Source organism: Microbacterium sp. Cr-K32 (assembly GCF_000708345.1).
Classification (GTDB): domain Bacteria; phylum Actinomycetota; class Actinomycetes; order Actinomycetales; family Microbacteriaceae; genus Microbacterium; species Microbacterium maritypicum_A.
Map to the genome: position 1 here is coordinate 126738 of NZ_JARD01000018.1, position 21517 is coordinate 148254.

Below are 21517 nucleotides of genomic sequence, written 5' to 3' on the forward strand. Positions count from 1 at the left end.
TCGCTTTCCTGTGAGGGGTGTCTGTCTCGGCGGTTCAGGCCGCTGCTGCTGCTTCGACCGAGGTGGCCTGTCGTGTCGTCGCCACGCCGACGCCACGGACCCAGCCGAGCTTGCCGGCCACGATGTAGAGCACCATCGAGAGGAAGAGGCTCAGCAGCGACGGGATGCCCCAGGTCACGAAGTAGCCGACCAGCGCGGAGACCAGCCACACGACGATCGTCGCGGGAACGATGCGCGGAGCGGTCGTCGGAAGGGTGCCGGCTTCGCGGGTGGCGTCGAGGTCGGGGCGCCAGCGGCGCACGATGTAGTACTCGGCCACCATGATCCCGGCGATGGGCGGGAACGCGACGCTCAGCACGATCAGGAATTCGGTGAACTGTCCGAGGATGCCGACCGCGGCGAGGATCGATCCCACGACGCCCAGCACGATGGTCGTCGTGACGCGGTGCAGGTTCTTGCCGAACGCGGTCGAGATGAAGTTCACCAGGCCCAACGTGGAGGAGTACAGGTTCCAGTCGTTGATCTTCAGGGTGCCGGTGAGCACGATGAACAGGCCGATGAAACCGACCGACGAGGTGACGATCGCGACGATGTCGCCCGTGGCGGCCGCGTGGGCGAGCAGCACGCCGGCGAGACCGATCACGAACTCGCCGAGCGAGACACCGAGGACGGTCTGCTTGATCACGTCGGCGCGCGAGCGGTTGAAGCGGGTCATGTCACCCGTGATGATCGCACCGACGATGAGACCACCGGCGACGATGCCGGTTCCGGCCCAGACGCTCATCGTGGGTCCGGGCGCCGGTCCCGTGAGCAGCTCGCCGATGTCGTGACGGCTCAGCTCGGTGATGACCGACCAGCCGACCAGGATGAGGAACAGCGGAACGGTGATGTTCGCGAGCCACTGCATCCCGACGAAGCCGAAGGCCACTATCGCGGTGACGGCGAGGCCGAAGATGAGGCTCCAGGCCCAGACCGGCAGGGCACCGGGCATGAGAGCGTCGAGTGACTGCGCGGAGATGGCCGACTGGATGCCGAACCAGCCGATGAGGCTGATACCGATCGCGAGGCCGACCAGCGAGGCGCCGATCTCGCCGAAGCCGGTCCAGCGTGCGAGCAGAGCGGTGTTGAGGCCCTCGCGCTGGCCGATGAAGCCGACCACGCACATGATCACCTCGAGGATGAGCGAGCCGAAGAGGAAGGCGAGGACGGCCTCGCCGAAAGTCATGCTGTAACCGAGGGTCGCGCCGAGGAGGAACTGCGAGAGGGCCGAGACCTGCCCGAATCGCTGCACGGCGATTCCGAACCAGGGTCTGCGGGCCTCGGGAGTCACTCGGGAGAGCGCGAAGTCGTCTGCGTGCGCCGTGCGTGCCATGAGGATCCTTCGGGAGGAGGGAACGGGTTGTGCGCCACAGTAGCGACGCTTCCCACACGGCCGACATGTGCATATCGCACGAGAATCACCCATGGATGTGCAGATCGCACACCACTCGCTCCGTCCACGGCCGCCGGTACATCACGACCGACGACGAGACCCACCCCTGCGGACATCGCCAGGGGTGGGTCTCGGCTCGAGGCGTGGTCTCGACCACCTCGCGGGTCGAGGTCGAAGGTCAGTGCAGCGCGTTGGTCTCGATGAAGGCGCGGAGCGCGTGCTCGTCGTCACCCATCTCGGTCACGTGCTGAGGCGCGTCGAGCATCTCCTGCAGCTCCGGCGCGTAGCCGAGCTCCACGCCGATGGCCTCATGGATCGTCTCGGCGAACTTCTCCGGCTTGGCCGTCTCGAGCACGAGCATCGGCACACCGGGCTCGACGTACTCGCGTGCGACCTTGACGCCGTCCGCCGTGTGCGGGTCGATGACCTCACCGGTCGTCTCGTACACCGCGCGGATGGTCGCCAGTCGATCCTCGTGCGTCGAGGTGCCGCTGACGATGCCGAACTCCTCCAGGAAGCGCTCCTGCTCGGCGGAGAAGTCGAAGTGGCCCTGCGCCTCGAGGTCGTCCCAGGCGCCGACGACGCGGGCCGGGTCGCGACCGACCAGCTCGAAGATGAACCGCTCGAGGTTCGACGCCTTGGAGATGTCCATCGAAGGGCTCGAGGTCGCGAGGGTCTGGGCCGCACTGCGCGGCCGGTAGACGCCGGTGCGGAAGAACTCGTCCAGCACGTTGTTCTCGTTCGCCGCCAGCACGAGGCGCCGGATCGGCAGTCCCATCTGCTTCGCGAAGAACCCAGAGAGGATGTTGCCGAAGTTCCCGGAGGGCACCGTGAACGACAGCTCGGTCCAGCCACCGGCGTCCGTCGCCCGCAGCCACGCCCAGAAGTAGTAGACGGTCTGCGCCGTGATGCGCGCCAGATTGATGGAGTTCACGGCCCCCAAGTGCTGCGAGCGCTTGAAGTCGAGGTCTCCTGCGAGCTTCTTCACGAGGTTCTGGCAGTCGTCGAAGACACCATCGACCGCGATGTTGTGCACATTCGCATCGTCGAGCGAGAACATCTGCGCCCGCTGGAACGCGCTCATGCGTCCCTGCGGCGACAGCATGAACACCGCGACGCGCTCCTTGCCGCGCAGCGCGTGCTCTGCCGCGGATCCGGTGTCTCCCGAAGTGGCGCCGAGGATGTTGAGCACGGAGTCGTTGCGCTCCAGCGTGTACTCGAGCACCTGGCCGAGGAACTGCATCGCCATGTCCTTGAACGCGAGCGTCGGGCCTTCGGAGAGCCCGACCAGGGTGAGCTCGTCATCGATCACCCGCAGCGGCACCACGCCGTCGGGGAAGTCGGCGTAGGCCGCATCCGTCATGCGCGCCAGGTCTGCGCGGGGGATGTCGGTCGCGAACAGACCGAGCACCTCGGTCGCCAGCTGCGGGTACGTCAGCGCGCGCCAGCGCTCGAGCGTCTCGCCGTCGACGGTCGGCATGGCCTCGGGTACCGCCAGTCCGCCGTCGGGCGCGAGGCCCTCCAACAGCGTCTCGCTGAACGACTGCGGCTGCATGCCGCCGCGGGTGGAGATGAACTGCACGTTGGCTCCTCGGCTCGGGACTCGGCCCGTCCATTCTCGCAGGGTGTTCCCGTCCGCGATGACGCGATGACACGAGAGGCGGCTTCCGCTCAGAAGAGAGCCGCTCAGAACAGAGAGGTCGGCAACGCACCCTCGTGTTCCAGCAGCCAGCGCTTGGTCTCGAGCCCGTGTCCCTCATCGCCGCCCGAGTACCCGCCGAGCCCATCGCCCGCGACGACCCGGTGGCAGGGCACGATCAGCGGGACGGGGTTCGCCCCCATGATCGACCCGATCCCCCGGGCCGGCACATCTGTGCCGCTGCGCGCGGCGAGTCCACCGTAGGTGATCGTCTCACCGTGGCCGACCGTCTCGTGCAGCACCGTGAGGACCGCCCGCGTCGCGACCGTCTGATCCCCGAGATCGACGGGGACGTCGAAGCGATGCAGGGTGCCCGCGAAGTACGCGGCGAGCTGGGCGAGCGCCTCGGCGAGCAGCGGATCGGAGGTGGCGTCTGACGGCGCCAGGCTCCCTTCGGGCGGAGTCGATCGCCACGCGACGCGGGTGATCGCCGCACCGTCGCTGACGACGCCGATGACGCCGACCGAGGTCGCGAGCGTTGCGAAGGCGGGCATGCGTCGAGGGTACCTCTCGACAGCGACAGCGACAGCGATCGTCCGCGGCACTCTGCGGACGGGTATGGCGCCAGGACGCATCGGGGGGCGAACCTGGACCTACCGAAACCGCAGAACAGGGGAACGCCACCTCGATGACAAGGAGCACCACATGAGCACCACCACGGCTGCGCTCGACCTGCCCGACGTCCGTCTCCACTACGAACTCCGCGGTGAAGGACCGCTCCTCGCCCTGATCGGCGCCCCCATGGACGCCGATGCCTTCGCCCCGTTCGCCGTCGAACTCGCGACCGATCACACGGTGCTCACATCCGACCCGCGCGGCGCCAAGCGGAGCATCCTCCACGACCGTTCCCGGGGTTCGAGCCCCCAGCAGCGCGCCGACGATCTCGCGGCACTCATCGCCCACGTCGATCGCGGGCCGGCGGTCGTCTTCGGATCGAGCGGCGGCGCGGTGACCAGCCTGGCGCTCGTGCAATCGCATGGAGACCTCGCGTCCACGGTCATCGCCCACGAACCCCCGCTGCTCGAGCTGCTCCCCGACCGCGTCGAGCAGCGTCGTCTCACCGACGAGCTCACCGCGGCAGCCCTCTCGGGCGACCGCGTCGGCGCCTGGCGGCTGTTCTTCGCGCAGGCGAACATCCCGATGCCGGAGGAGATGCTCATCCAGTGGTTCGGCGGCGAGGTCGATCCGCAGCATCAGGAGGACGAGCAGTTCTGGTTCCAGCACGAGCTGCCGGCCAGCGTGCGCTGGGAGCCCGACGCCGAGACTCTGCGGGCACGGGCGGACGACCTCGTCCTGGGTATCGGCGAGGAGTCGGTCGACCAGCTCTGCGAGCGCACGACGACGGCACTCGGTGCACAGCTCGACATCGAGCCGACCCGTTTCCCCGGCGACCACACGGGATTCGTCGATCACCCCGCGGAATTCGCGGCCCGCCTGCGCGAGGTCCTCGCGCACTGAGGACGACGTGACGGACGCGGCCGTCGAGCCCCTTCAGCGCTCGACGGCCTCAGCGCGTCATTCCCGCGAGACCTGGAGCCAGAGCGCGGCCCAGTGCTCCGGACGCAGATCGCGAGGAAGGCTCCGGCCGGTCACCCCGGCAGCCGCCACCACGCGTCGTGCTCGAGGCATCGGGATCCCCGCCGCACCCGCGAGGACGGTGGGCAGACTGCCTCCCCGCCCCGTGAACATCACCCGAACGAACTCCTCGTACGCTCGCCGATCGGAGACAGGGACGAGCGGAGAACCCCGTCGGGTGATCGCGAGCAGGCCACCGTCCACACTCGGCTGCGGCGAGAAGCCCCACGCCGGCACCCGCCCCTCGAGGGAGAATTCGAACCACGGCGCCGACTGCGCGGTCATCATTGTGCCACCGCCGACGCCTGCCCGCTTGCGCGCCACCTCCCACTGCGTGAGCAGCACCGCCTCGTTCCAGCGACCGCGCGAGAGCAGGCGCCGCAGGATCGGCGTGGTCACGTGGAAGGGGATGTTGCCGACGACCACCTCGGCATCGAGCGGATGACGTGTGGCGTCGGCGATCTCGATACGGATGCCGGGCAGCGTCGCGCGCAGTCGGTGCACGCGGTGCTCGTCGATGTCGATCGCGGTGAGCGGCCTGCCCAGCTGTGCGAGAGCGCGGGTCAGGGCGCCGTCACCGCAGCCGAGCTCCAGGATCGAACCGGACGTCTGGCGGACGAGGCCGGAGATGCGGGTGAGGGTCGGACGATGGGTGAGGAAGTTCTGGCCGAGTTCGTGACGGCCACCATGGATCGAACGAGGCATGAGTGCGCTCCAGAAGAAGAATCGGAGCACCTCGGCGGGGGGAGGACGCGAAGAGGCGTCGCTGAGGACTGCCCGTCCCGAGGTGCGATGACATCTCGGTGGACGGCGCGCAGATGCGTGCGATGAGCGAGCGCGCCGTCAGGCGCGGCGGTCGCGGAACACGAGGTTGCGCCCCATCACGGGCGCTGCGCATATCGTTCCCATGCGCATCAGCATATCGGCCGTCAGATCCAGCCGCGCTCCTCGGCGATGAGAACAGCCTGCTGACGGGTGCCCACCGCGAGCTTTCCGAGGATGACGGAGATGTGGTTGCGCACCGTCCCCGGGGCGAGAGCGAGCGATCGTGCGATCTGCCCCGTCGTCTCCCCACGCCGACCGGCACGCAGCACGTCGAGTTCACGGTCCGTCAGCGGTGAGCGCTCGTCGCTCAGGGCATCGGCGGCGATCTCGGGATCGACGTAGCGAGCCCCCGCCGCGACCCGGCGGATGACGGCGGCGACCTCGTCGGCCCCACGGGACTTCGGCAGGAAGCCGGAGACACCGGAGGCCAGGGCACGGCGCAGCACGCCTGGACGCGCGTGACGGGTGACGACCACGCACCGCGTCGCGATCGCCCTGTGCAGCTTCTCGGCCACCTGCACGCCGTCGAGCCCGGGCATCTCGAGGTCCAGCAGGCACACATCGGGCTGAAGTCGCAGAGCCTCGACGACCGCCTGCTCGCCGTCCTCGCACTCGGCGATGACCTCGATGTCGTCTTCCAGCCGGAGGAGGGCTGCGAGCGCGGAGCGGATCATCGCCTCATCGTCGGCGATAAGCACACGGATCATCGTGTCTCCTCCGACCGCGCCGGGACCGTCACGACCACCACGAACTCGTCCCCGTCCCGACGCACGTCGAGCGTGCCGTCGACCTCTTCGACGCGCCGACGGACGCCGTCCAATCCGGATCCGTCACCCTCGTCGACCGCGCCGGGCACGACGTCGTTGGCGATCTCGTATCGCCACGTGCCCGCGACGCGCGTGAGCACGAGGCGTGCGCGTTCCCCGCCGCCATGGCGCAGCACGTTGGTCGTCGTCTCACGGATGACCGGACCGAGGGCCGATGCCGGTGCGGAGTCGGCATCCGCACCGATCGCGGCGTCCACCTCGAGCCCGGCCGCGGTCAGCAGGTCGCGGGCGTTGGCGAGTTCATCGCCGAGAGGCACCGAGCGGAAGCGCGTCGCGAGGTCCCTGGTCCCCTGACGCGCCTCGTCGACGCTGACCCGCGCGGCGCGCAGCTGCTCCATGCCGGCATCCGGATCGCTCGGCAGGAGACGCTCGGCGAGTTCGAGCTGCAGCGCGATGACCTGGAGATGGTGACCCTGCAGGTCGTGCACGTCGGTCGCGACCCGCAGCCGCTCCTGGGTCGCGGCGAGCTTCGCCTCCGAGGTGCGGGCGCGGTCGAGGGTGACGAGCACATCCCACCACCACAACGAGCTCACGGTCATCACGGGGAAGAGTGCGGTGTAGATCACGGCCACCCACCACGCGAGCACCGCACCGAAGGCGTGAGCGGAGGAGTCGACGGCGGCCAGCACCAGCAGGAGCAGCGTTCCCGCCACGACGACGCGGATGCGGATGCCTCGCGGCCAGTTCAGGAGCACCACCGACTGGACGATCGGCATCGCCGCGAGCTGCCAGCTCCCGGCAAGCGCCCCGGCGACGGTGCCGTACGCGACGGCGATGAGCAGGGGGACGGCGATGCGGCTCCAGCGGAATCCCGGCACCGCGTCGACACGGTGGCGGTAGTCGAACAGGAGCAAGGCCGTCGATGCGCACCACACCAGGCCGCCGACGGCGACCACCAGGATCAGCGGACCGTTCTGACCCTGCGCGGCGAGGATGCCCGTCCACGCGAAGACCAGCATCACCTGGAGGAACATCACGGCGGTCACGGTGTACCACCACGTCGCCGTGATACCGCGAGACAGCTGTCTCGCCCCCGGACTCGGTTCGACGGGGGCGAGGGGCTCGACGCGGCTGCTCACGCTCCCACGATAGAGCCGTGACAGTTGTCACGGATGCGTCGTGCGATCCGCCCGGGAAGCGATGACGGGCCGACACTGCCGCCGAACGGAGCGCTCGGCTGGACTGGAGTCATCGCGGCGGAGACTCCGTTCGCACCGACAACCGGGAGCATCCCTTGAACCTCATCGAGACCTTCCAGAACCTGGTCGCCCAGGTCCCCGAGCTCGTGCAGCCGCTCATCGTCGCCCTCGCCGGCGCGATCCCCTTCATCGAGGGCGAAGGGGCGGTGAGCATCGGCATCATCGGCGGCATCTCTCCGGTGATCGCCGCGATCGCCGCGATCGTGGGCAACTTCCTCTGCGTCCTGGTGGTGGTGCTCGTCAGCTCCGGAGCCCGACAGGCCGTCGTGAACCGTTCGCGCGCCAAGACCGCGGCGCTCGCCGGTGCCGGCGGCGGCACGATCGACGAGCCGGCTGCAGATGCGGCCGAGACGGGCCGCGGCACCGCGCGTCGCGAGAAGTTCCAGCGTGCGTTCGAGCGTTACGGCGTTCCGGGGGTCAGCCTGCTCGGACCGCTCCTGCTGCCGACGCAGTTCACCGCGACCATGCTCGCGGCTTCCGGCATCGGCAGGGCGCGCATCCTCTTCTGGCAGGCTCTGGCCATCATCGGCTGGACCACCGTCGTGGCCGTCATCGTCGGAAGCGCGGTGTACGCGATCCGCTGAGACCCTCACAGAGAAGGCTGAATTCAAGTTTTCTTGAATTCAGCCTTTTCTGTACAGTAGTGGCGTGACCACTGCTCTGGCCTCCCTCACCCACACGGCCGCCGTCGCCCGCCTCGGGCATGCGCTGTCGGACCCCACCCGCGCCGGCGTCCTGCTCGCGCTGCGCGAAGCACCGCGCTACCCCGCCGACCTCGCGGACACCCTCGGCGTCTCGCGGCAGGCGATGTCGAACCACCTCGCCTGTCTCCGCGGATGCGGGCTCGTCGAGAGCGTTCCGGAGGGACGCCGCAGCAGCTACCGACTCGCGGATCGCCACCTCGCTCCGGCCCTCGACATGCTCATGCGGGTCACCCTCATCGTCGAGCCGGACTGCTGCTCGGGCGAAGGCTGCACCTGCTGATGACCGCCACGGCAACCGCGGCGCGCCGCGACACCCTCCACCGCCGCATCCGCCTGATCGTCGGCATCACGATCGGCTACAACCTGATCGAGGCGGTCATCGCGATCGCCGCCGGCTCCGTCGCCTCATCCGCCGCGCTCATCGGCTTCGGGCTGGACTCCACGATCGAGGTGCTGTCCGCGGCCGCCGTCGCCTGGCAGTTCACCCGCCGCGATCCGGAGCGCTGGGAGAAGCCGACCCTGCGGGTGATCGCCGTCGCCTTCTTCGCGCTCGCGCTCTACGTGACAGCCACCTCCGTGGCCGCGCTCGTCACGACCGAGCGGCCCGAGCACAGCACGATCGGTATCGTCCTGACCGCGGTCAGCGTCGCCGTCATGCCCTTCCTGTCCCTCGCGGAACGACGTGCGGGCAAGGAACTCGGATCGGCCACCGCCGTCGCGGACTCGAAGCAGACGCTCATCTGCACCTATCTCTCCGCCGCCGTGCTGATCGGGCTGATCGCCAACTCGCTGCTCGGATGGTGGTGGGCGGATGCCGTCGCCGGTCTCGTGATCGCCGCCTTCGCGGTGCGCGAGGGCATCGAGGCCTGGAAGGGCGATGCCTGCGCGACCTCGGTGGGGATGCTCCTCGACGACGAGGACGCGCACGACCACGACCACCACCACCACGACGACTGACCACTGACGCGCACAACGCCTAGGTTGGGGAGATGGATGCCGCTCCCCTCCCGCCCGCAGACCTGCGCGGACGCACAGTGCTGGTCACCGGCGCGAACGCCGGCATCGGATACTGGTGCGCCGAACAGCTCGCCGCCCGGGGCGCACGCGTGCTGTTGGGCTGCCGCTCCCCCGAACGTGCGCAGATCGCGGTCGCCGCGATCCGAAGCCGGGTTCCGGCTGCCGACCTGCGCGTGCGGGGGCTCGACCTCGGCTCCCTCGACAGCATCGCCCTGGCCGCAACGGGCATCGGCGAGCGACTCGATGCGGTCATCTGCAACGCGGGGGTGAAGGCGGCCGACCGCTCGGCGCGCACGAGCGACGGCCTCGACCTCATGGTGGGCACGAACTTCCTCGGTCATTTCGCACTCGTGGCCCAGCTCGAGCCTTTCCTCGCCCCGGATGCCCGCGTGGTCGCCGTCGGATCGATCGCGCACCGATTCGCACATCTCGACGCCGCCGCCCTCGATGCCGCCAGCCTCGACGCACCGTGGAGCGGCTCCTCGCTCCGACAGTACGGAAGGTCGAAGGCATCGTTGATGGCCTTCGCCTTCGAGCTCGCGCGACGCTGGTCGGGTTCCTCTCGCGCGGCGGTCTGCGCACACCCGGGCTATGCGGTCGATCCCCTCACTCCCCCACGACCGGGCCTCGCCGAGGTCTCCGGCTTCGTCCGTGCCGTGGCCTCCCCGACCCGAGCACTCGTGCAGGGCAAGGACGGCGGGGCCCTCCCGATCGTGCATGCCGCGACCGCCTCGGAGGTCGTCGACGGCGACTACTGGGGTCCGGGCGGACTGCTCGAGTTCCGTGGAACGCCGACACGGGTGACCGCATCGGACGACGTGCGCTCCGCCGCGATCGGGGCGCAGCTGTGGACCGCGGCAGAGCGCCTCACCGGGGTGCGTTTCCCGACATGATCCGGGCCGCTATGTCCGACCCCCGCGGCAGGATGAGCCCATGATCACACTGCTCTCTGCCCCGTCGAACCTCGGCCTGCGCCCGCCGGAGCGCGGGAGCGTGCCGGGCGCGGCGAAGGCGCCGGAGGCGCTACGCGATGTCGGCCTCTTCGCGCGCTTCGTCGAACGCGGTGCCTCCGACTCCGGCGTCGTCCTCGCCGGCCGCTACGTCGATGACGACGACACCCGGCCGGCCGGCCGCGTGCGCAACGAGAGCGCGATGATCGACCACTCCCAGCGCCTCGCCACGCGCATCGGCGCGGCCATCGACCGCGGCGAGGCTCCCCTCGTGATCGGCGGCGACTGCGCGATCCTCCTCGGAGCGGGTCTCGCGACCGCACGCCGCGGCGGTGTCGGCCTCGTGCACATCGACGGCCATACCGACTTCCGCCACCCGGGCAACAGCGACGAATGCGCGAGCGTGGCCGGGGAGGCCCTCGCCGCCGCGGTCGGCGCACACTGGCCGTCGATCGCCGACATCGACGGGCTCGCGCCCTACTTCCGGTCCGAGCACACCGCGCACATCGGTCACCGCGCCGACGATGAGGATCAGGACGAGGTACGTGGCATCCTCGGCAGCGTCACCCCCGCCGCCGATGTCACCTCTCTCGGAGCCGCTCGCGTGGGTGCAGAGAGCGCCGCCGTCGCCGGTCCCGCGTACTGGCTCCAACTCGACGTCGACGTGCTCGACCCGACCATCATGCCCGCGGTCGACAGCCCCGATGCCGGCGGGATCAGCGCGGCGGAACTCACCGCACTGCTGCGGGAACTCGCGCCTCGCGCGATCGGCGCCTCCATCACGGTCTTCGATCCCGACCTCGACCCGGATGGGCGCCACGCACGCCTGCTCGTCGAGGTGCTCACAGCGGGCCTCGGCGAACTGGGCACCCGGGTGCGGCGCCCCTGACGTCGGCGCCTCTGACATCGGCGCCTCTGACATCGGCGCCCCTGACGGCCGGGCTCCTGACGGCCGGACTCCTGACGGCCGGGCTCGTGACGCCCGGACTCGTCAGAGCCACCGCCTGGACTCACGCCTCCGGCTCGACGACGGGTTCGGTCATGACCCGCACGCGGGCGATGCGTCGGCGGTCCACCTCGGCGACCTGGATCGTGGCTCCGGGCACCTCCACGGTGTCGCCGACGACCGCGAGACGTCCGAGTTGCTCGGTCACGAACCCGGCGATGGTGTCCGACGACCCGCGCGGCATCGCCAGCCCCGTCGCCTCCTCGAAGTCCTGCAGGTTGAGACGTCCGTCGATGCCGTCGTCCGCAGAGATGAACACCTCGGCGTCGTACTCATCGAAGATCTCGCCGACGACTTCCTCCACGAGGTCTTCCAGGGTGACCAGACCGTCCGTGCCGCCGTACTCGTCGACGACCACCGCGATGTGGTGACCCTCGGCCCGCATACGCGTCAGAGTCGGCAGCACGCGCGCGGTCGAGGGGATGTACGGGATGTCGCGCATCAGCGCGCTCAGCGGACGCTCCGGGTCGTCGGATGCGGCCTCGAACAGATCACGCACGTGCACGAATCCGGTGATGTCGTCGATCGAGGTCTCCGAGACCGGGTAACGCGAGAAGGGAAGGTCGCGCACCTGCGCCATCACCTCGCCGACGCTCGCGGCCTCACCGAGGGCGACGACCTCGGGGCGCGGTCGCATGACCTCGCTGACCTGGCGCCCACGGAGGGAGAGCACATCATCGAGGATGCGCCGTTCGTCATCGGGCAGCCCCTGATGGCTCGCCACGATGTCGCGCACCTCCTCGTCGGTCATCTCGTCGCTCGTCTTGTGCGGATCTCCCCCGAGCACTCGGACGAGGGCGTTCGTCGAGACCGAGAGCAGCCAGATCACCGGCCGCATGACCGTCGCGAACCCGTTGAGGGCAGGCGCGACCGCGTAGGCGAACTGGGCATTTCTCTGGATCGCCAGACGCTTGGGCACGAGCTCGCCGAGCACCAGCGACAGGTAGGCGATCACCAGCGTGAGCACGAGGGTCGCGACGGTGAGGGCGAGAGCGGGGGCGAGACCCCATGACTCGAGCACCGGCGCCAGCGACGGCGCGATCGATGTCGCTCCGTACGCCGCCGAGGCGAACCCGGCCACGGTCACACCGATCTGCACCGCCGAGAGGAACGTGTTGGGGTTGCGGGCGAGGGCGGCGACCTTCGCACCGCGCCGCCCTCGTTGGCCGATCGCATTGATCTGGCTTTCGCGCAGCGTGACCAGCGCCATCTCCGTCGCAGCGAAGACACCGCCGATCAGCACGAACGCGAAGACGAGGGCGATGTTCCAGAGCAGGTCGCCCATCAACGGGCCGCCTCGTCTGCGGTGGGGTGAGCGCCCGGGACGAACCGGGCGCTCGTACTGTCAGAATCCGAAGAGTCAGAACAGCGCTGCGCGCTCAAGAGTGCTCCTTCTTGGTGGTGGTGTCGGCGGATGAGATGTCGTGGGAGGTGTCGCCCGGTGCACGGCGCGTCTTGATGAGGCTCGCCACCGTGGCGACCGCGATGGTCGCGCCGATGAACAGCAGCGAGAACCAGATCGGGATCTCCGGCGCCCACTCGACGCCCTGGCCGCCGTTGATGAACGGCAGCTCGTTGACGTGCAGAGCGTGCAGGACCAGCTTGACGCCGATGAATCCGAGGATGACGGCGAGTCCCTGTGCCAGGTAGACGAGGCGCTCGAGCAGACCGCCGATGAGGAAGTACAGCTGTCGCAGTCCCATGAGCGCGAAGGCGTTCGCCGTGAAGACGATGTAGGCCTGGTCGGTCAGGCCGTAGATCGCGGGGATCGAGTCGACCGCGAACACCAGGTCGATGAAGCCGATCGCGATGATGGTGAGGAGCATCGGCGTGACGAAGCGCTTGCCGTTCTTCACGACCGTGAGCCGGTCGCCGTTGTACTCGTCGCTGACGGGCAGGTGCCGACGGACGAACGTCATGAAGCGCCCGTTCGCGGGGTTGCTCTCGTGGTTGCTGAACGCCTGACGATAGGCGAGCACCAGCAGCAGAGCGCCGAACAGGTAGAAGATCCACGAGAAGTTCTCGATGAGCGTCGCGCCGACGGCGATGAAGATGCCGCGCAGGATCAACGCGATCACGATGCCGATCATCAGCACCTTCTGCTGGTACTTCTTCGGCACGGCGAAACCCGTCATCACGATGAGGAAGACGAACAGGTTGTCGATCGACAGGGCCTTCTCGGTGAGGTATCCGGCGAAGTACTCGCCGCCGAACGTCCACCCGGAGAAGACGCCGATACCCACACCGAACAGCAGCGCGAGGCTGATGTAGAAGATCGACCAGCGCGCCGATTCCGCGATCGTCGGCTCGTGCGGTGTGCGCACGTGAGCGAAGAACTCGTAGACGAAGAAGGCGATCGTGACCGCGATCGTGATGATCCAGATCAGAGGGGTGATATCCAAATGCGGACTCCAGACTCGGGGTACGACAGTACCGCCAAAGTCTTCTCCATTCCATGGAACATGGAACCGGTGGCCCGGGATGCGACGTGCATCCGTAATGACGACCCCACCGTGTCGGAGTACTCCCCTTGGGTGTCTTCAGATTAGGAGAAGACCCTTTGCTCTTCCTGTGGATCTGCTGATAACGTCACGCCACGAGAGAGAACGGCATATCGGGTTTCGACGCGTGAATCAGTAACATTTCACATATTACCCGTCTATCCCTTTTCGGTCGCGTCCGATGCTGCGGAGCGTCACCCGACCAGACAGGAGCCGCGATGCCGCACGCCAGCGATGATGCCACCGAGAAGCCGGGCGCCCGAGACCGGGCCCCTGATCTCGAGAACGACCGCGAGAGGCTCGGCGACGTGTCGACGTCGGTCCAGGACTTCGCACACGAGCAGACCGGGTATCACACCTCTCTCAAGGCGCGGCATCTGCAGATGATCGCCATCGGCGGAGCGATCGGCACCGGCCTCTTCATGGGAGCGGGGGGACGACTGCACACGGCCGGCCCCCTGCTCGCTGTCTCCTACCTGATCTGCGGTGTCTTCGCGTTCTTCATCCTCCGAGCGCTCGGCGAGCTGGTGCTCCACCGGCCGTCATCCGGATCGTTCATCTCCTACGCTCGCGAGTTCTACGGCGAGAAGCTGGCCTTCGCCGCAGGGTGGCTCTACCTGCTGAATTGGGGCATGGTCGCGATCGTCGACTCGACGGCCGTCGCACTGTACGTGCATTACTGGTCGGCGTTCGACGTCGTGCCCCAGTGGCTGCTCGCCCTGGTCGCGCTGGTGGTGGTGGTCGGACTCAACCTCGTCTCGGTCCGCCTGTTCGGCGAGATGGAGTTCTGGTTCTCGATCATCAAGGTCGCCGCTCTCGTCGCCTTCCTCCTCATCGGCATCGTGGTCCTCGCCGCGGGCTGGGAGACAGATCAGGGACCGACGGGATTGCAGATGCTCAGCGAGAACGGAGGCTTCAGTCCCGAAGGCGTGCTTCCCGCGGTCATCGTCATGCAGGGCGTCGTGTTCGCCTACGCCTCGATCGAACTGATCGGTACGGCTGCCGGCGAGACCGAGAATCCGGCCAAGCTCGTACCTCGAGCCGTCAACTCCGTGATCCTGCGGATCGGCGTCTTCTACGTGGGGTCGGTGCTCCTGCTCGCACTCCTGCTCCCGTATACGGTCTACCGAGCCGGGGAGAGTCCTTTCGTGACCTTCTTCACCCACATCAGCGGCCCGGAGATCGGGGCGATCGCCGGGAGCGCCATGAACTTCGTCGTGATCACCGCCGCGATCTCCGGGCTCAACGCAGGCCTGTACTCGACCGGCCGCGTCTTCCATTCCCTCGCCGCCTCCGGTGCGGCCCCGAAGGTCGCCGGAATGATGAGCAGGCGTGGCGTCCCGGTCGCCGGAATCCTCTTCACCGCAGGGTTCGCCCTGATCGGGGTCCTGCTCAATCTCGCGGTTCCCGACGACGCCTTCGAGATCGTGCTGAACATGTCGGCGCTGGGCATCATCGCCGCGTGGGCGACGATCATCCTGTGCCAACTGCGCCTCCGCTCCTGGGCGTTGCAGGGACGCATCGTGCGGCCGTCGTTCCGACTGTTCGGGGCGCCGTTCACGTCCTACCTCACCCTCGCCTTCCTGGCGTCGGTGATCGTCCTCATGGCGTTCGACTACCCCACCGGAACCTGGACCGTTGGCACGCTGATCGTCATCGTCCCCGCACTGATCGGCGGCTGGTTCCTCGCCCGGCGAAGGATCAGCGAGGTTCAGGCGCTGCGACAGGGGGCGAACTTCACGCCTGAACCGACGGAGACGTCCGACTCGGCCTGAGCGAGCTGCAGTCCGTTAGAACTGGATGAGCCCGCTAGTCCTGGATATCGGAGCGGATGAGCTCCTGTTCCTGGGCGCGATCGATGATGGCGGGGAGCACCTCGTCGAAGAAGGTGACGAGGACCGCGCGGGTCTTCACCGCATCACGCTCGAGGATCGCCTCCCGAAGGGAGACGACGAAAGCACCGACGACCTCCCAGTCGAATGCATCCCGCGAGTGCTGGCTGAACCTCCGGATCTGCGGCCCGAGACGTTCGATGATCACGGCTCGCGACGCGTTGCCCTCGATGCGCGCGAATCCGGTGGCGGCCGCACGGAGCGCGATACCGAACCCCGCCACATCGCGTGCCTTCACCGCCGCGGACATCTCGTCGGCAAGCTCGGTGAGATAGACGATGTCGTCGTCCTGGATCAGGGGCATCACGTGGCGCACCGAGCCGATCCAGATGTCTCCGAAGAGATCGACGGCGTTGCGGACCTGATCGAGATCGATCGGGGCGACGCGGGTGTAGCGGTTGCGCTGCATCTCGACGAGACCATGGTCGGCGAGGCGGTCCAGGGCATGCCGGATCGGGGTCTTCGACGTGCCGAGGCGCTCTGCGAGCTCATAGTCTCGCAGACGTTCACCCGGGCGCAGCTCGCCACTGATGATCGCATCCTGCAACCGGTTGTACGCCTCGTCGCTCATCGACCTGCGCTCGAGGGGTCCGCCTGAGAGTGCCACCGCTTTTGTCCTCCACTCGAGCACGGAATCGCTGTAGAGCCTGAAGTTCTACCTACACTGCAATGTATCGCATCCGACCTAACGGGCGAGAGAATACCGGGTCGTGGAGGTGACCGTGCGCGCGTTCACGGCATGGGGAGAACGGCATCAGGTGGCGCTGTACCTGGCGTCGATCGCGGTCGGCGCCGTCGTCGGCCTCCTCTCCCCCTCGACGGCACCGGTGTGGGAGTCGGCGGTCACCCCGCTCCTCGGCGTTCTGCTGTTCGCGACGTTCCTGGGCGTGCCGTTCGCGCACATCGGACGGGCATTCGTCGACGGGCGCTTCCTCGGCACGCTTCTGCTCCTGAACTTCGTGGTGGTGCCGGCGCTGGCTTTCGGCGTGAGCAGAGTGGTGGCGGCCGATGAGGCGATCCTGCTGGGGGTGCTTCTCGTGCTGCTCACCCCGTGCGTCGACTACGTGATCGTGTTCACGGGCCTGGCGGGCGGCGACCGCTCCCGACTTCTGGCCGCGACACCGCTGCTCATGCTGCTGCAGATGCTGCTGCTCCCCGTCTACCTCTCCCTCTTCTTCGGCACCGATGCGATGAGCGTCGTCGACCCGCGCCCGTTCATCGACGCGTTCCTGCTGCTGATCGCACTGCCGCTCGCACTCGCCGCACTGACCCAAGTGCTGACCAGGAGGTTCGCCTCGGCCCGCGTGATCGAACGCGGTTCCGCCACGGCGATGGTGCCGCTGATGATGCTCACCCTCGCGGCCGTCGTCGCTTCGCAGGTGTTCGCCGTTGGCGGCGCGTGGGGGCGTCTGTTCCTCACGGTGCCGGTCTTCGCGATCTTCGCCGTGATCGCCGCGCCCCTCGGCGCAGTCCTCGCGCGGGTCGCCGGCCTGGACACGCCGGGCCGCCGCGCGGTCGTCTTCAGCGGTGTCACGCGCAACTCTCTCGTCGTGCTCCCGCTCGCTCTGGCCCTGCCCGACGCGTTCACGCTCACGCCGCTCGTCGTCGTCACCCAGACGATGGTGGAGCTGATCGTCATGGTGGCGATGGTCGCGGTGATCCCACGCCTGATCAGGCAGCGTTGAGCGCCGCGACGATCATCGCCCCGGCGGACCGTCGAGCATTGTCGGGACGTACAGCTGCGTACGCTGATCGGGCTTCCGATCATGAGTCGCCGGGCGCCGTCCCGACCCTGAACGCGCACCCAGCTTGGGCGCGTACCGTCAGCACCAGCGAGCACAACTGAAGATCCGAACGCGACGCTCTGAAGGGCCGTTCGCGAAAGAACAACACCTCCGCCGCCCGCTCTGGGCGACGCCGGAGACGAGGTCATCATGGACGTCATCCGTCCGACCGTCCACACCCGTCCGCGCGACAACGCGTCCCGAGGATCGAGCGCCTTCACCGAGTTGGCGCAGCAGGTACGCGAGCGCGGGCTCCTGCACCGGCGCTACGGCTACTACTGGACGAAGCTCATTGCCGCCCCGATCGCTGTGGGCGTGTGCCTGCTCGCGTTCCTCTGGATCGGCGACACCTGGTGGCAGCTGTTCACCGCCGCCGTCCTGGCGATCGTGTTCACCCAGATCGCGTTCCTCGGTCACGATGCGGCGCACCGGCAGATCTTCGTGTCCGGCCGGTGGAACGACTGGATCAGCATCATCCTCGGCGACCTGCTCGTCGGCATGAGCTACGGATGGTGGCAGCACAAGCACACCCGCCACCACGCCAACCCGAACAAGCTGGGCTCCGACCCCGACATCGAGCTCCCCGTCATCGCCGTCTCCGCCGAGGCTGCGACGAGGCACCAGGGACCGGTCATCACGTGGCTGCGCGGACATCAGGGCGTGCTGTTCTTCCCGATCCTGCTCCTCGAAGGACTCTCGCTGCACGCTTCGAGCGTGCGGCGGATGTTCGCGCGGGGCCGGCTCGAACGCCGGTGGGCCGAGATCACGTTCCTCAGCGTCCGCATGATCGGATACCTGGTACTGGTGTTCATCGTGCTGTCCCCCGGAATCGCCTTCGTCTTCCTGACGGTGCAACTGGGACTGTTCGGGTTCTACATGGGGATCGCCTTCGCCCCCAACCACAAGGGGATGCCGGTCGTACCTCGGGACATGACCCTGGACTTCCTGCGGCGGCAGGTGCTGATGAGTCGGAACGTGCGCGGCGGCCGCTTCCTCGACGTCGCCATGGGTGGGCTGAACTACCAGGTCGAGCATCATCTGTTCCCCTCGATGCCCCGCCCGCATCTGCGTCGCGCCGCCCCGATCATCGCCGCGTACTGCCGGGAGCACGACGTGCAATATACCCAGGTCGGCCTGTTCGCCTCATACGCGATCGTGGTTCGCTACATCAACCGGGTCGGTCTCGGCGAGCGCGACGTGTTCCGTTGCCCCCTCGCGGATCAGCGGCTCGCGATCGGGGTGCCGCTGCGGTCGTGAACCGCCGCCTCTAGCCGCGGACGGTCGCGATCATCCGGTCCAGATCGGCGTCGAGATCGGCGTCGACGACCTGTCGGGCCGGCGTGGCATCGTGATACTCGATGATCTCCTGCGCACCGATCCAGAACGGCACACGGGAGCAGAACTCGGGGACGATACGTCGGATCTTGGCGGTGTCGAACACCATCGGGTGAGCCCTGTCGCCGTGCAGGTCTGCGGCGAACGACGGCCGGATTGCGGCGATCGTGTCGGAGGACACGTGCACCAGCTCGGGACGGACCCCTGCCGCCTCGCCCAGCCAGGTGTAGATCTGATCCCACGTCGGCGCGTGGTCCCCCATGATGTGGAAGACGTCGCCGAGCACGTCACGGCGCCCGAAGAGGCCGACGAAACCCACCGCGAAATCGTTCGTGTGCGTGATCGTCCACGGTGAGGTACCGTCGCCGTGGACGACGACCGGCCGACCCTCGCGCATCCGCGCCACGTCGTTCCACCCGGCCAGCGTGGGCATGCTGGTGCGGTCGTAGGTGTGCGACGGGCGGACGATCGTCACGGGGAAGCCCTGGTCGCGATACGCGGCGGTGAGGGCGTCCTCGCAGGCGATCTTGTCGCGCGCATATCCGGAGAACGGATTGCGGAGCGGCGTCGATTCCGTGATCGGGAAGCGCAACGGTGGCTTCTGATACGCCGACGCGGAGCTGACGAACACGTACTGCCCGGTCCGGCCGGCGAAACGCGCGATGTCGGCCTGCACGTGGGCGGGGGTGAAGGCGGTGAACTGGGCCACGACGTCGAACTCGCGGTCCCCGAGCGCTGCCCGCACCGCGTCCGCGTCGCGGATGTCGCCCTGCAGGAGCTCGGACTCTTCCGGCAGCGCCCTCTCCTCGGAGCGACCGCGATTGAGAACGGTGACTCGATGTCCGAGCTCGACCGCCCGTCGCACCGAAGCCGCGCTGATCACACCGCTGCCGCCGATGAAGAGGATGTCCTGTGTGCCCATGTCCCGATCCTGTCACGCCGGCGTCGCCGGGTCGGCGTCGTTTCGACGAGGTCGGGACGTCGTGAGTGATCGGGATGGACGCGCATGGGTTCCGTGAGACTCCTTCATCGCCAGGATCACCCAGGCGTAGGACGGAGTCATGACCCTCACGGAGATCCTTCCCACCCTTCGACAGAGCATTCCCACTCCCCTCGACGGATGGAGGTGGCCGGTGCACACGCACCCGACGACCACCGATGTCGTGGTGGGAGGCATCTCGCTCCTGCGGCTGTTCGAGATCAGCGGATCACCCGCGGTCCTCACCGGCGACCTGCCGCTGCCGACCGCGGGAACCGACGTGACCGTGCTGCTGTTCCGGATCACGCTGCGCGTCGACACCCAGGAGGACAAGCGCATCGCGCTCACGGACTGCTCGTTCGACGGTGTGGATGCCGCGTGGGAGGAGTGCCGCCTCATCGGCCGGGCTTCTTCGGCGCGGACGACGAAGATCGAGCTGATCCCCGGCGAGGAGGGCGGCGTGGCCTGGCCGCACCCCATCGCGCCTCTTCCTGCCGACCTCCGGGAAGGCGATCTCGTCGTCGTCCCCTGCGTCGGTGCTGTCACGCTCCGAAACGTGCGTCCACGCGCCGCCGCCGCGCTCTCTGTGGAGGCGTCACGATGACCGTCCTGCACACGGTGCTGCACTCGACCGCATTCGTATGGAACGACCCGCGACGCGATGCACGGCAGCTGTGGCCGAAAGACACCGTGATCGGTGCGCACGACATCGTCGTCGCCGGGCGAGCGCTGTCCGATCTCGCGCGCGAACGACGCACCCCCTGCATACTGATCGCGCCCGTCGCGCCCTCTGCGGCGCACCCCGAAGCGGACCCGCACGTGACGTTGGTGGTGGCACGGATCACCGCCCGCGAAGAGCCTCCGGGGTGGCATCGCGAGGCGTCGGCGACCGTCGACTGCGATCTCCGCGCGATCGTCCCGCTGGTCACCCACGTCGAGCGGCTGCGCACGCCCCGGGCTCGAGACCTGGTGCAGACCGTCCTCCGCACCGACGAAGACGACACACGGCTGCACGCCCGGCTGCCGAAGGCGCTCTCCCCCGGCGACCTGATCGTGTTCGCGTGCACCGGTGCCCTCGCACTGAGCCAGGTCGCACCGCGCACGCGCACCGCCGCCGTCGCGGTCGTCGACGCCGTCGCGGAAGATGTCGAAGAGACAGGAGGCGTGTGCCGCAAGTATCGGGGGGAGCCGTTCGCCGACTAGCGCGTCGGCGCGCTGCTGCGCCCGTGCGCACGACCGCTCAACTCGGCGTCGAGCGTCTCCTGCGCGACGCGCATCTGGTCGGCATACTCGGTCTGCTGCAGCCGCTGCCACATCACTTCTTCATCGACGTCTTCCACGTGGCTCACGACCCACCAGATGTTGCCGAACGGATCCCTGATACGCCCACCGCGCTGGCCGAAGGCGTTGTCGCTGAGGGCGGTCACCACGGTCGCCCCTGCAGCCTCGGCTCTGGTGAAGGCCTCTGCGGCGTCGGGCACCCACACCCGAAGCAGGCTCGGCATCACGGGCCACTCCGGCCGACGATCGAAGGCGAGGACGACGGTGTCGCCGATGCGTATCTCACCGTGTCCGATCAGACCGTCTTCCGTGGCGACCCGCGCCAGTTCCTCCCCGTCGAAGACCTGGGAGATGAAGTCGAGCAGCGCGCCCGTGTCGTCGGTGACGACCCAGGGGGCGACGCTCGTGTAGCCGTTCGGGGCTGCGCTCGTGGCTGCGGTCATGGCTCTTCCCTCTTCCCGGTCTGCGGAGTGAGACACACAGTAGAAAGGGCCTCGGACAGTCGCCGAGA

Annotated in this window: 22 protein-coding genes; 11 read left to right on the forward strand and 11 right to left on the reverse strand. The window is 68.2% G+C overall.

Translation table 11 applies throughout. The annotated features are described in order from the left end of the window. Window positions 1-34: 34 nt before the first annotated feature. The 3 genes from GZ64_RS0108940 to GZ64_RS0108950 form a co-directional block, all read right to left on the reverse strand. On the reverse strand, window positions 35-1372 hold the full coding sequence (locus tag GZ64_RS0108940) for a purine-cytosine permease family protein (RefSeq protein ID WP_029266008.1): 1338 nt from the start codon (window positions 1370-1372) through the stop codon (window positions 35-37). A 238-nt stretch (window positions 1373-1610) separates the two neighbouring features. Further along, window positions 1611-3014: a threonine synthase gene (gene thrC / locus GZ64_RS0108945; protein WP_029266010.1), complete on the reverse strand. Its 1404-nt coding sequence runs from the start codon at window positions 3012-3014 to the stop codon at window positions 1611-1613. Between the two features lie 104 nt (window positions 3015-3118). Then, window positions 3119-3625, reverse strand: a complete 507-nt coding sequence (locus GZ64_RS0108950; RefSeq protein ID WP_029266013.1) for a methylated-DNA--[protein]-cysteine S-methyltransferase — start codon at window positions 3623-3625, stop codon at window positions 3119-3121. A gap of 151 nt (window positions 3626-3776) precedes the next feature. On the opposite strand from GZ64_RS0108950, the gene GZ64_RS0108955 reads away from it, so the two are divergent. Further along, window positions 3777-4589: an alpha/beta fold hydrolase gene (locus GZ64_RS0108955; protein WP_029266015.1), complete on the forward strand. Its 813-nt coding sequence runs from the start codon at window positions 3777-3779 to the stop codon at window positions 4587-4589. Window positions 4590-4646: 57 nt separating this feature from the next. Here GZ64_RS0108955 and erm read toward each other — a convergent pair whose 3' ends face one another. From erm to GZ64_RS0108970, 3 genes are all read right to left on the reverse strand, one after another. Further along, window positions 4647-5411 (reverse strand): 23S ribosomal RNA methyltransferase Erm, encoded by a 765-nt coding sequence (gene erm, locus GZ64_RS0108960; RefSeq protein WP_029266017.1) that lies wholly within the window; start codon window positions 5409-5411, stop codon window positions 4647-4649. Window positions 5412-5635: 224 nt separating this feature from the next. Continuing rightward, on the reverse strand, window positions 5636-6238 hold the full coding sequence (locus tag GZ64_RS0108965) for a response regulator transcription factor (protein WP_029266019.1): 603 nt from the start codon (window positions 6236-6238) through the stop codon (window positions 5636-5638). Then, the gene (locus GZ64_RS0108970; protein WP_029266021.1) at window positions 6235-7437 is read right to left on the reverse strand and encodes a sensor histidine kinase; all 1203 of its coding nucleotides are present in this window, start codon (window positions 7435-7437) and stop codon (window positions 6235-6237) included. The genes GZ64_RS0108965 and GZ64_RS0108970 overlap by 4 nt, the downstream gene beginning before the upstream one ends. Window positions 7438-7592: 155 nt before the next feature. Between GZ64_RS0108970 and GZ64_RS0108975 the strand changes: the two genes are divergently transcribed. From GZ64_RS0108975 to GZ64_RS0108995, 5 genes are all read left to right on the forward strand, one after another. After that, a complete protein-coding gene (locus GZ64_RS0108975; protein ID WP_021198111.1) occupies window positions 7593-8141 on the forward strand; it encodes a hypothetical protein in 549 nt (182 codons plus the stop codon). 64 nt (window positions 8142-8205) lie between these two features. Further along, complete coding sequence (locus GZ64_RS0108980) at window positions 8206-8541, forward strand: ArsR/SmtB family transcription factor (RefSeq protein WP_029266023.1); 336 nt, start codon at window positions 8206-8208, stop codon at window positions 8539-8541. Next, entirely contained in the window at window positions 8541-9218 is a 678-nt protein-coding gene (locus GZ64_RS0108985; RefSeq protein WP_029266024.1) for a cation transporter, read from the forward strand. Before GZ64_RS0108980 ends, GZ64_RS0108985 begins: the two co-directional genes overlap by 1 nt. A gap of 32 nt (window positions 9219-9250) precedes the next feature. Beyond that, a complete protein-coding gene (locus tag GZ64_RS0108990; RefSeq protein ID WP_029266026.1) occupies window positions 9251-10171 on the forward strand; it encodes an SDR family NAD(P)-dependent oxidoreductase in 921 nt (306 codons plus the stop codon). A 40-nt stretch (window positions 10172-10211) separates the two neighbouring features. Further along, on the forward strand, window positions 10212-11117 hold the full coding sequence (locus GZ64_RS0108995) for an arginase family protein (RefSeq protein WP_029266029.1): 906 nt from the start codon (window positions 10212-10214) through the stop codon (window positions 11115-11117). 121 nt (window positions 11118-11238) lie between these two features. Here GZ64_RS0108995 and GZ64_RS0109005 read toward each other — a convergent pair whose 3' ends face one another. After that, window positions 11239-12519, reverse strand: a complete 1281-nt coding sequence (locus GZ64_RS0109005) for a hemolysin family protein (protein ID WP_029266030.1) — start codon at window positions 12517-12519, stop codon at window positions 11239-11241. Between the two features lie 94 nt (window positions 12520-12613). Further along, complete coding sequence (locus GZ64_RS0109010) at window positions 12614-13636, reverse strand: TerC family protein (protein ID WP_021198117.1); 1023 nt, start codon at window positions 13634-13636, stop codon at window positions 12614-12616. A gap of 317 nt (window positions 13637-13953) precedes the next feature. Here GZ64_RS0109010 and GZ64_RS0109015 point away from each other — a divergent pair, with 317 nt between their 5' ends. Next, entirely contained in the window at window positions 13954-15510 is a 1557-nt protein-coding gene (locus tag GZ64_RS0109015) for an amino acid permease (protein WP_081859709.1), read from the forward strand. Between the two features lie 34 nt (window positions 15511-15544). Here the strand turns inward: GZ64_RS0109015 and GZ64_RS0109020 are convergent, their stop codons facing one another. Further along, on the reverse strand, window positions 15545-16234 hold the full coding sequence (locus GZ64_RS0109020; protein ID WP_029266035.1) for a GntR family transcriptional regulator: 690 nt from the start codon (window positions 16232-16234) through the stop codon (window positions 15545-15547). Between the two features lie 103 nt (window positions 16235-16337). Between GZ64_RS0109020 and GZ64_RS0109025 the strand changes: the two genes are divergently transcribed. Together GZ64_RS0109025 and GZ64_RS0109030 are read left to right on the forward strand one after the other, a co-directional pair. Further along, the gene (locus GZ64_RS0109025) at window positions 16338-17312 is read left to right on the forward strand and encodes an arsenic resistance protein (RefSeq protein ID WP_231479858.1); all 975 of its coding nucleotides are present in this window, start codon (window positions 16338-16340) and stop codon (window positions 17310-17312) included. 249 nt (window positions 17313-17561) lie between these two features. Next, window positions 17562-18668: a fatty acid desaturase family protein gene (locus GZ64_RS0109030; RefSeq protein ID WP_029259712.1), complete on the forward strand. Its 1107-nt coding sequence runs from the start codon at window positions 17562-17564 to the stop codon at window positions 18666-18668. Between the two features lie 10 nt (window positions 18669-18678). Here the strand turns inward: GZ64_RS0109030 and GZ64_RS0109035 are convergent, their stop codons facing one another. Next, window positions 18679-19668, reverse strand: coding sequence for an NAD-dependent epimerase/dehydratase family protein (locus GZ64_RS0109035; protein WP_029259711.1), 990 nt, complete (start codon window positions 19666-19668; stop codon window positions 18679-18681). A 139-nt stretch (window positions 19669-19807) separates the two neighbouring features. Here GZ64_RS0109035 and GZ64_RS0109040 point away from each other — a divergent pair, with 139 nt between their 5' ends. Both GZ64_RS0109040 and GZ64_RS0109045 read left to right on the forward strand, forming a co-directional pair. Next, a complete protein-coding gene (locus tag GZ64_RS0109040) occupies window positions 19808-20329 on the forward strand; it encodes a hypothetical protein (RefSeq protein WP_029266039.1) in 522 nt (173 codons plus the stop codon). After that, a complete protein-coding gene (locus tag GZ64_RS0109045; protein ID WP_029266041.1) occupies window positions 20326-20928 on the forward strand; it encodes a hypothetical protein in 603 nt (200 codons plus the stop codon). The genes GZ64_RS0109040 and GZ64_RS0109045 overlap by 4 nt, the downstream gene beginning before the upstream one ends. On the opposite strand, the gene GZ64_RS0109050 is transcribed toward GZ64_RS0109045, so the two are convergent. Beyond that, window positions 20925-21449, reverse strand: a complete 525-nt coding sequence (locus GZ64_RS0109050; protein WP_029266043.1) for a VOC family protein — start codon at window positions 21447-21449, stop codon at window positions 20925-20927. The two genes, GZ64_RS0109045 and GZ64_RS0109050, sit on opposite strands and share 4 nt — an antisense overlap. Between the last annotated feature and the right edge of the window lie 68 nt (window positions 21450-21517).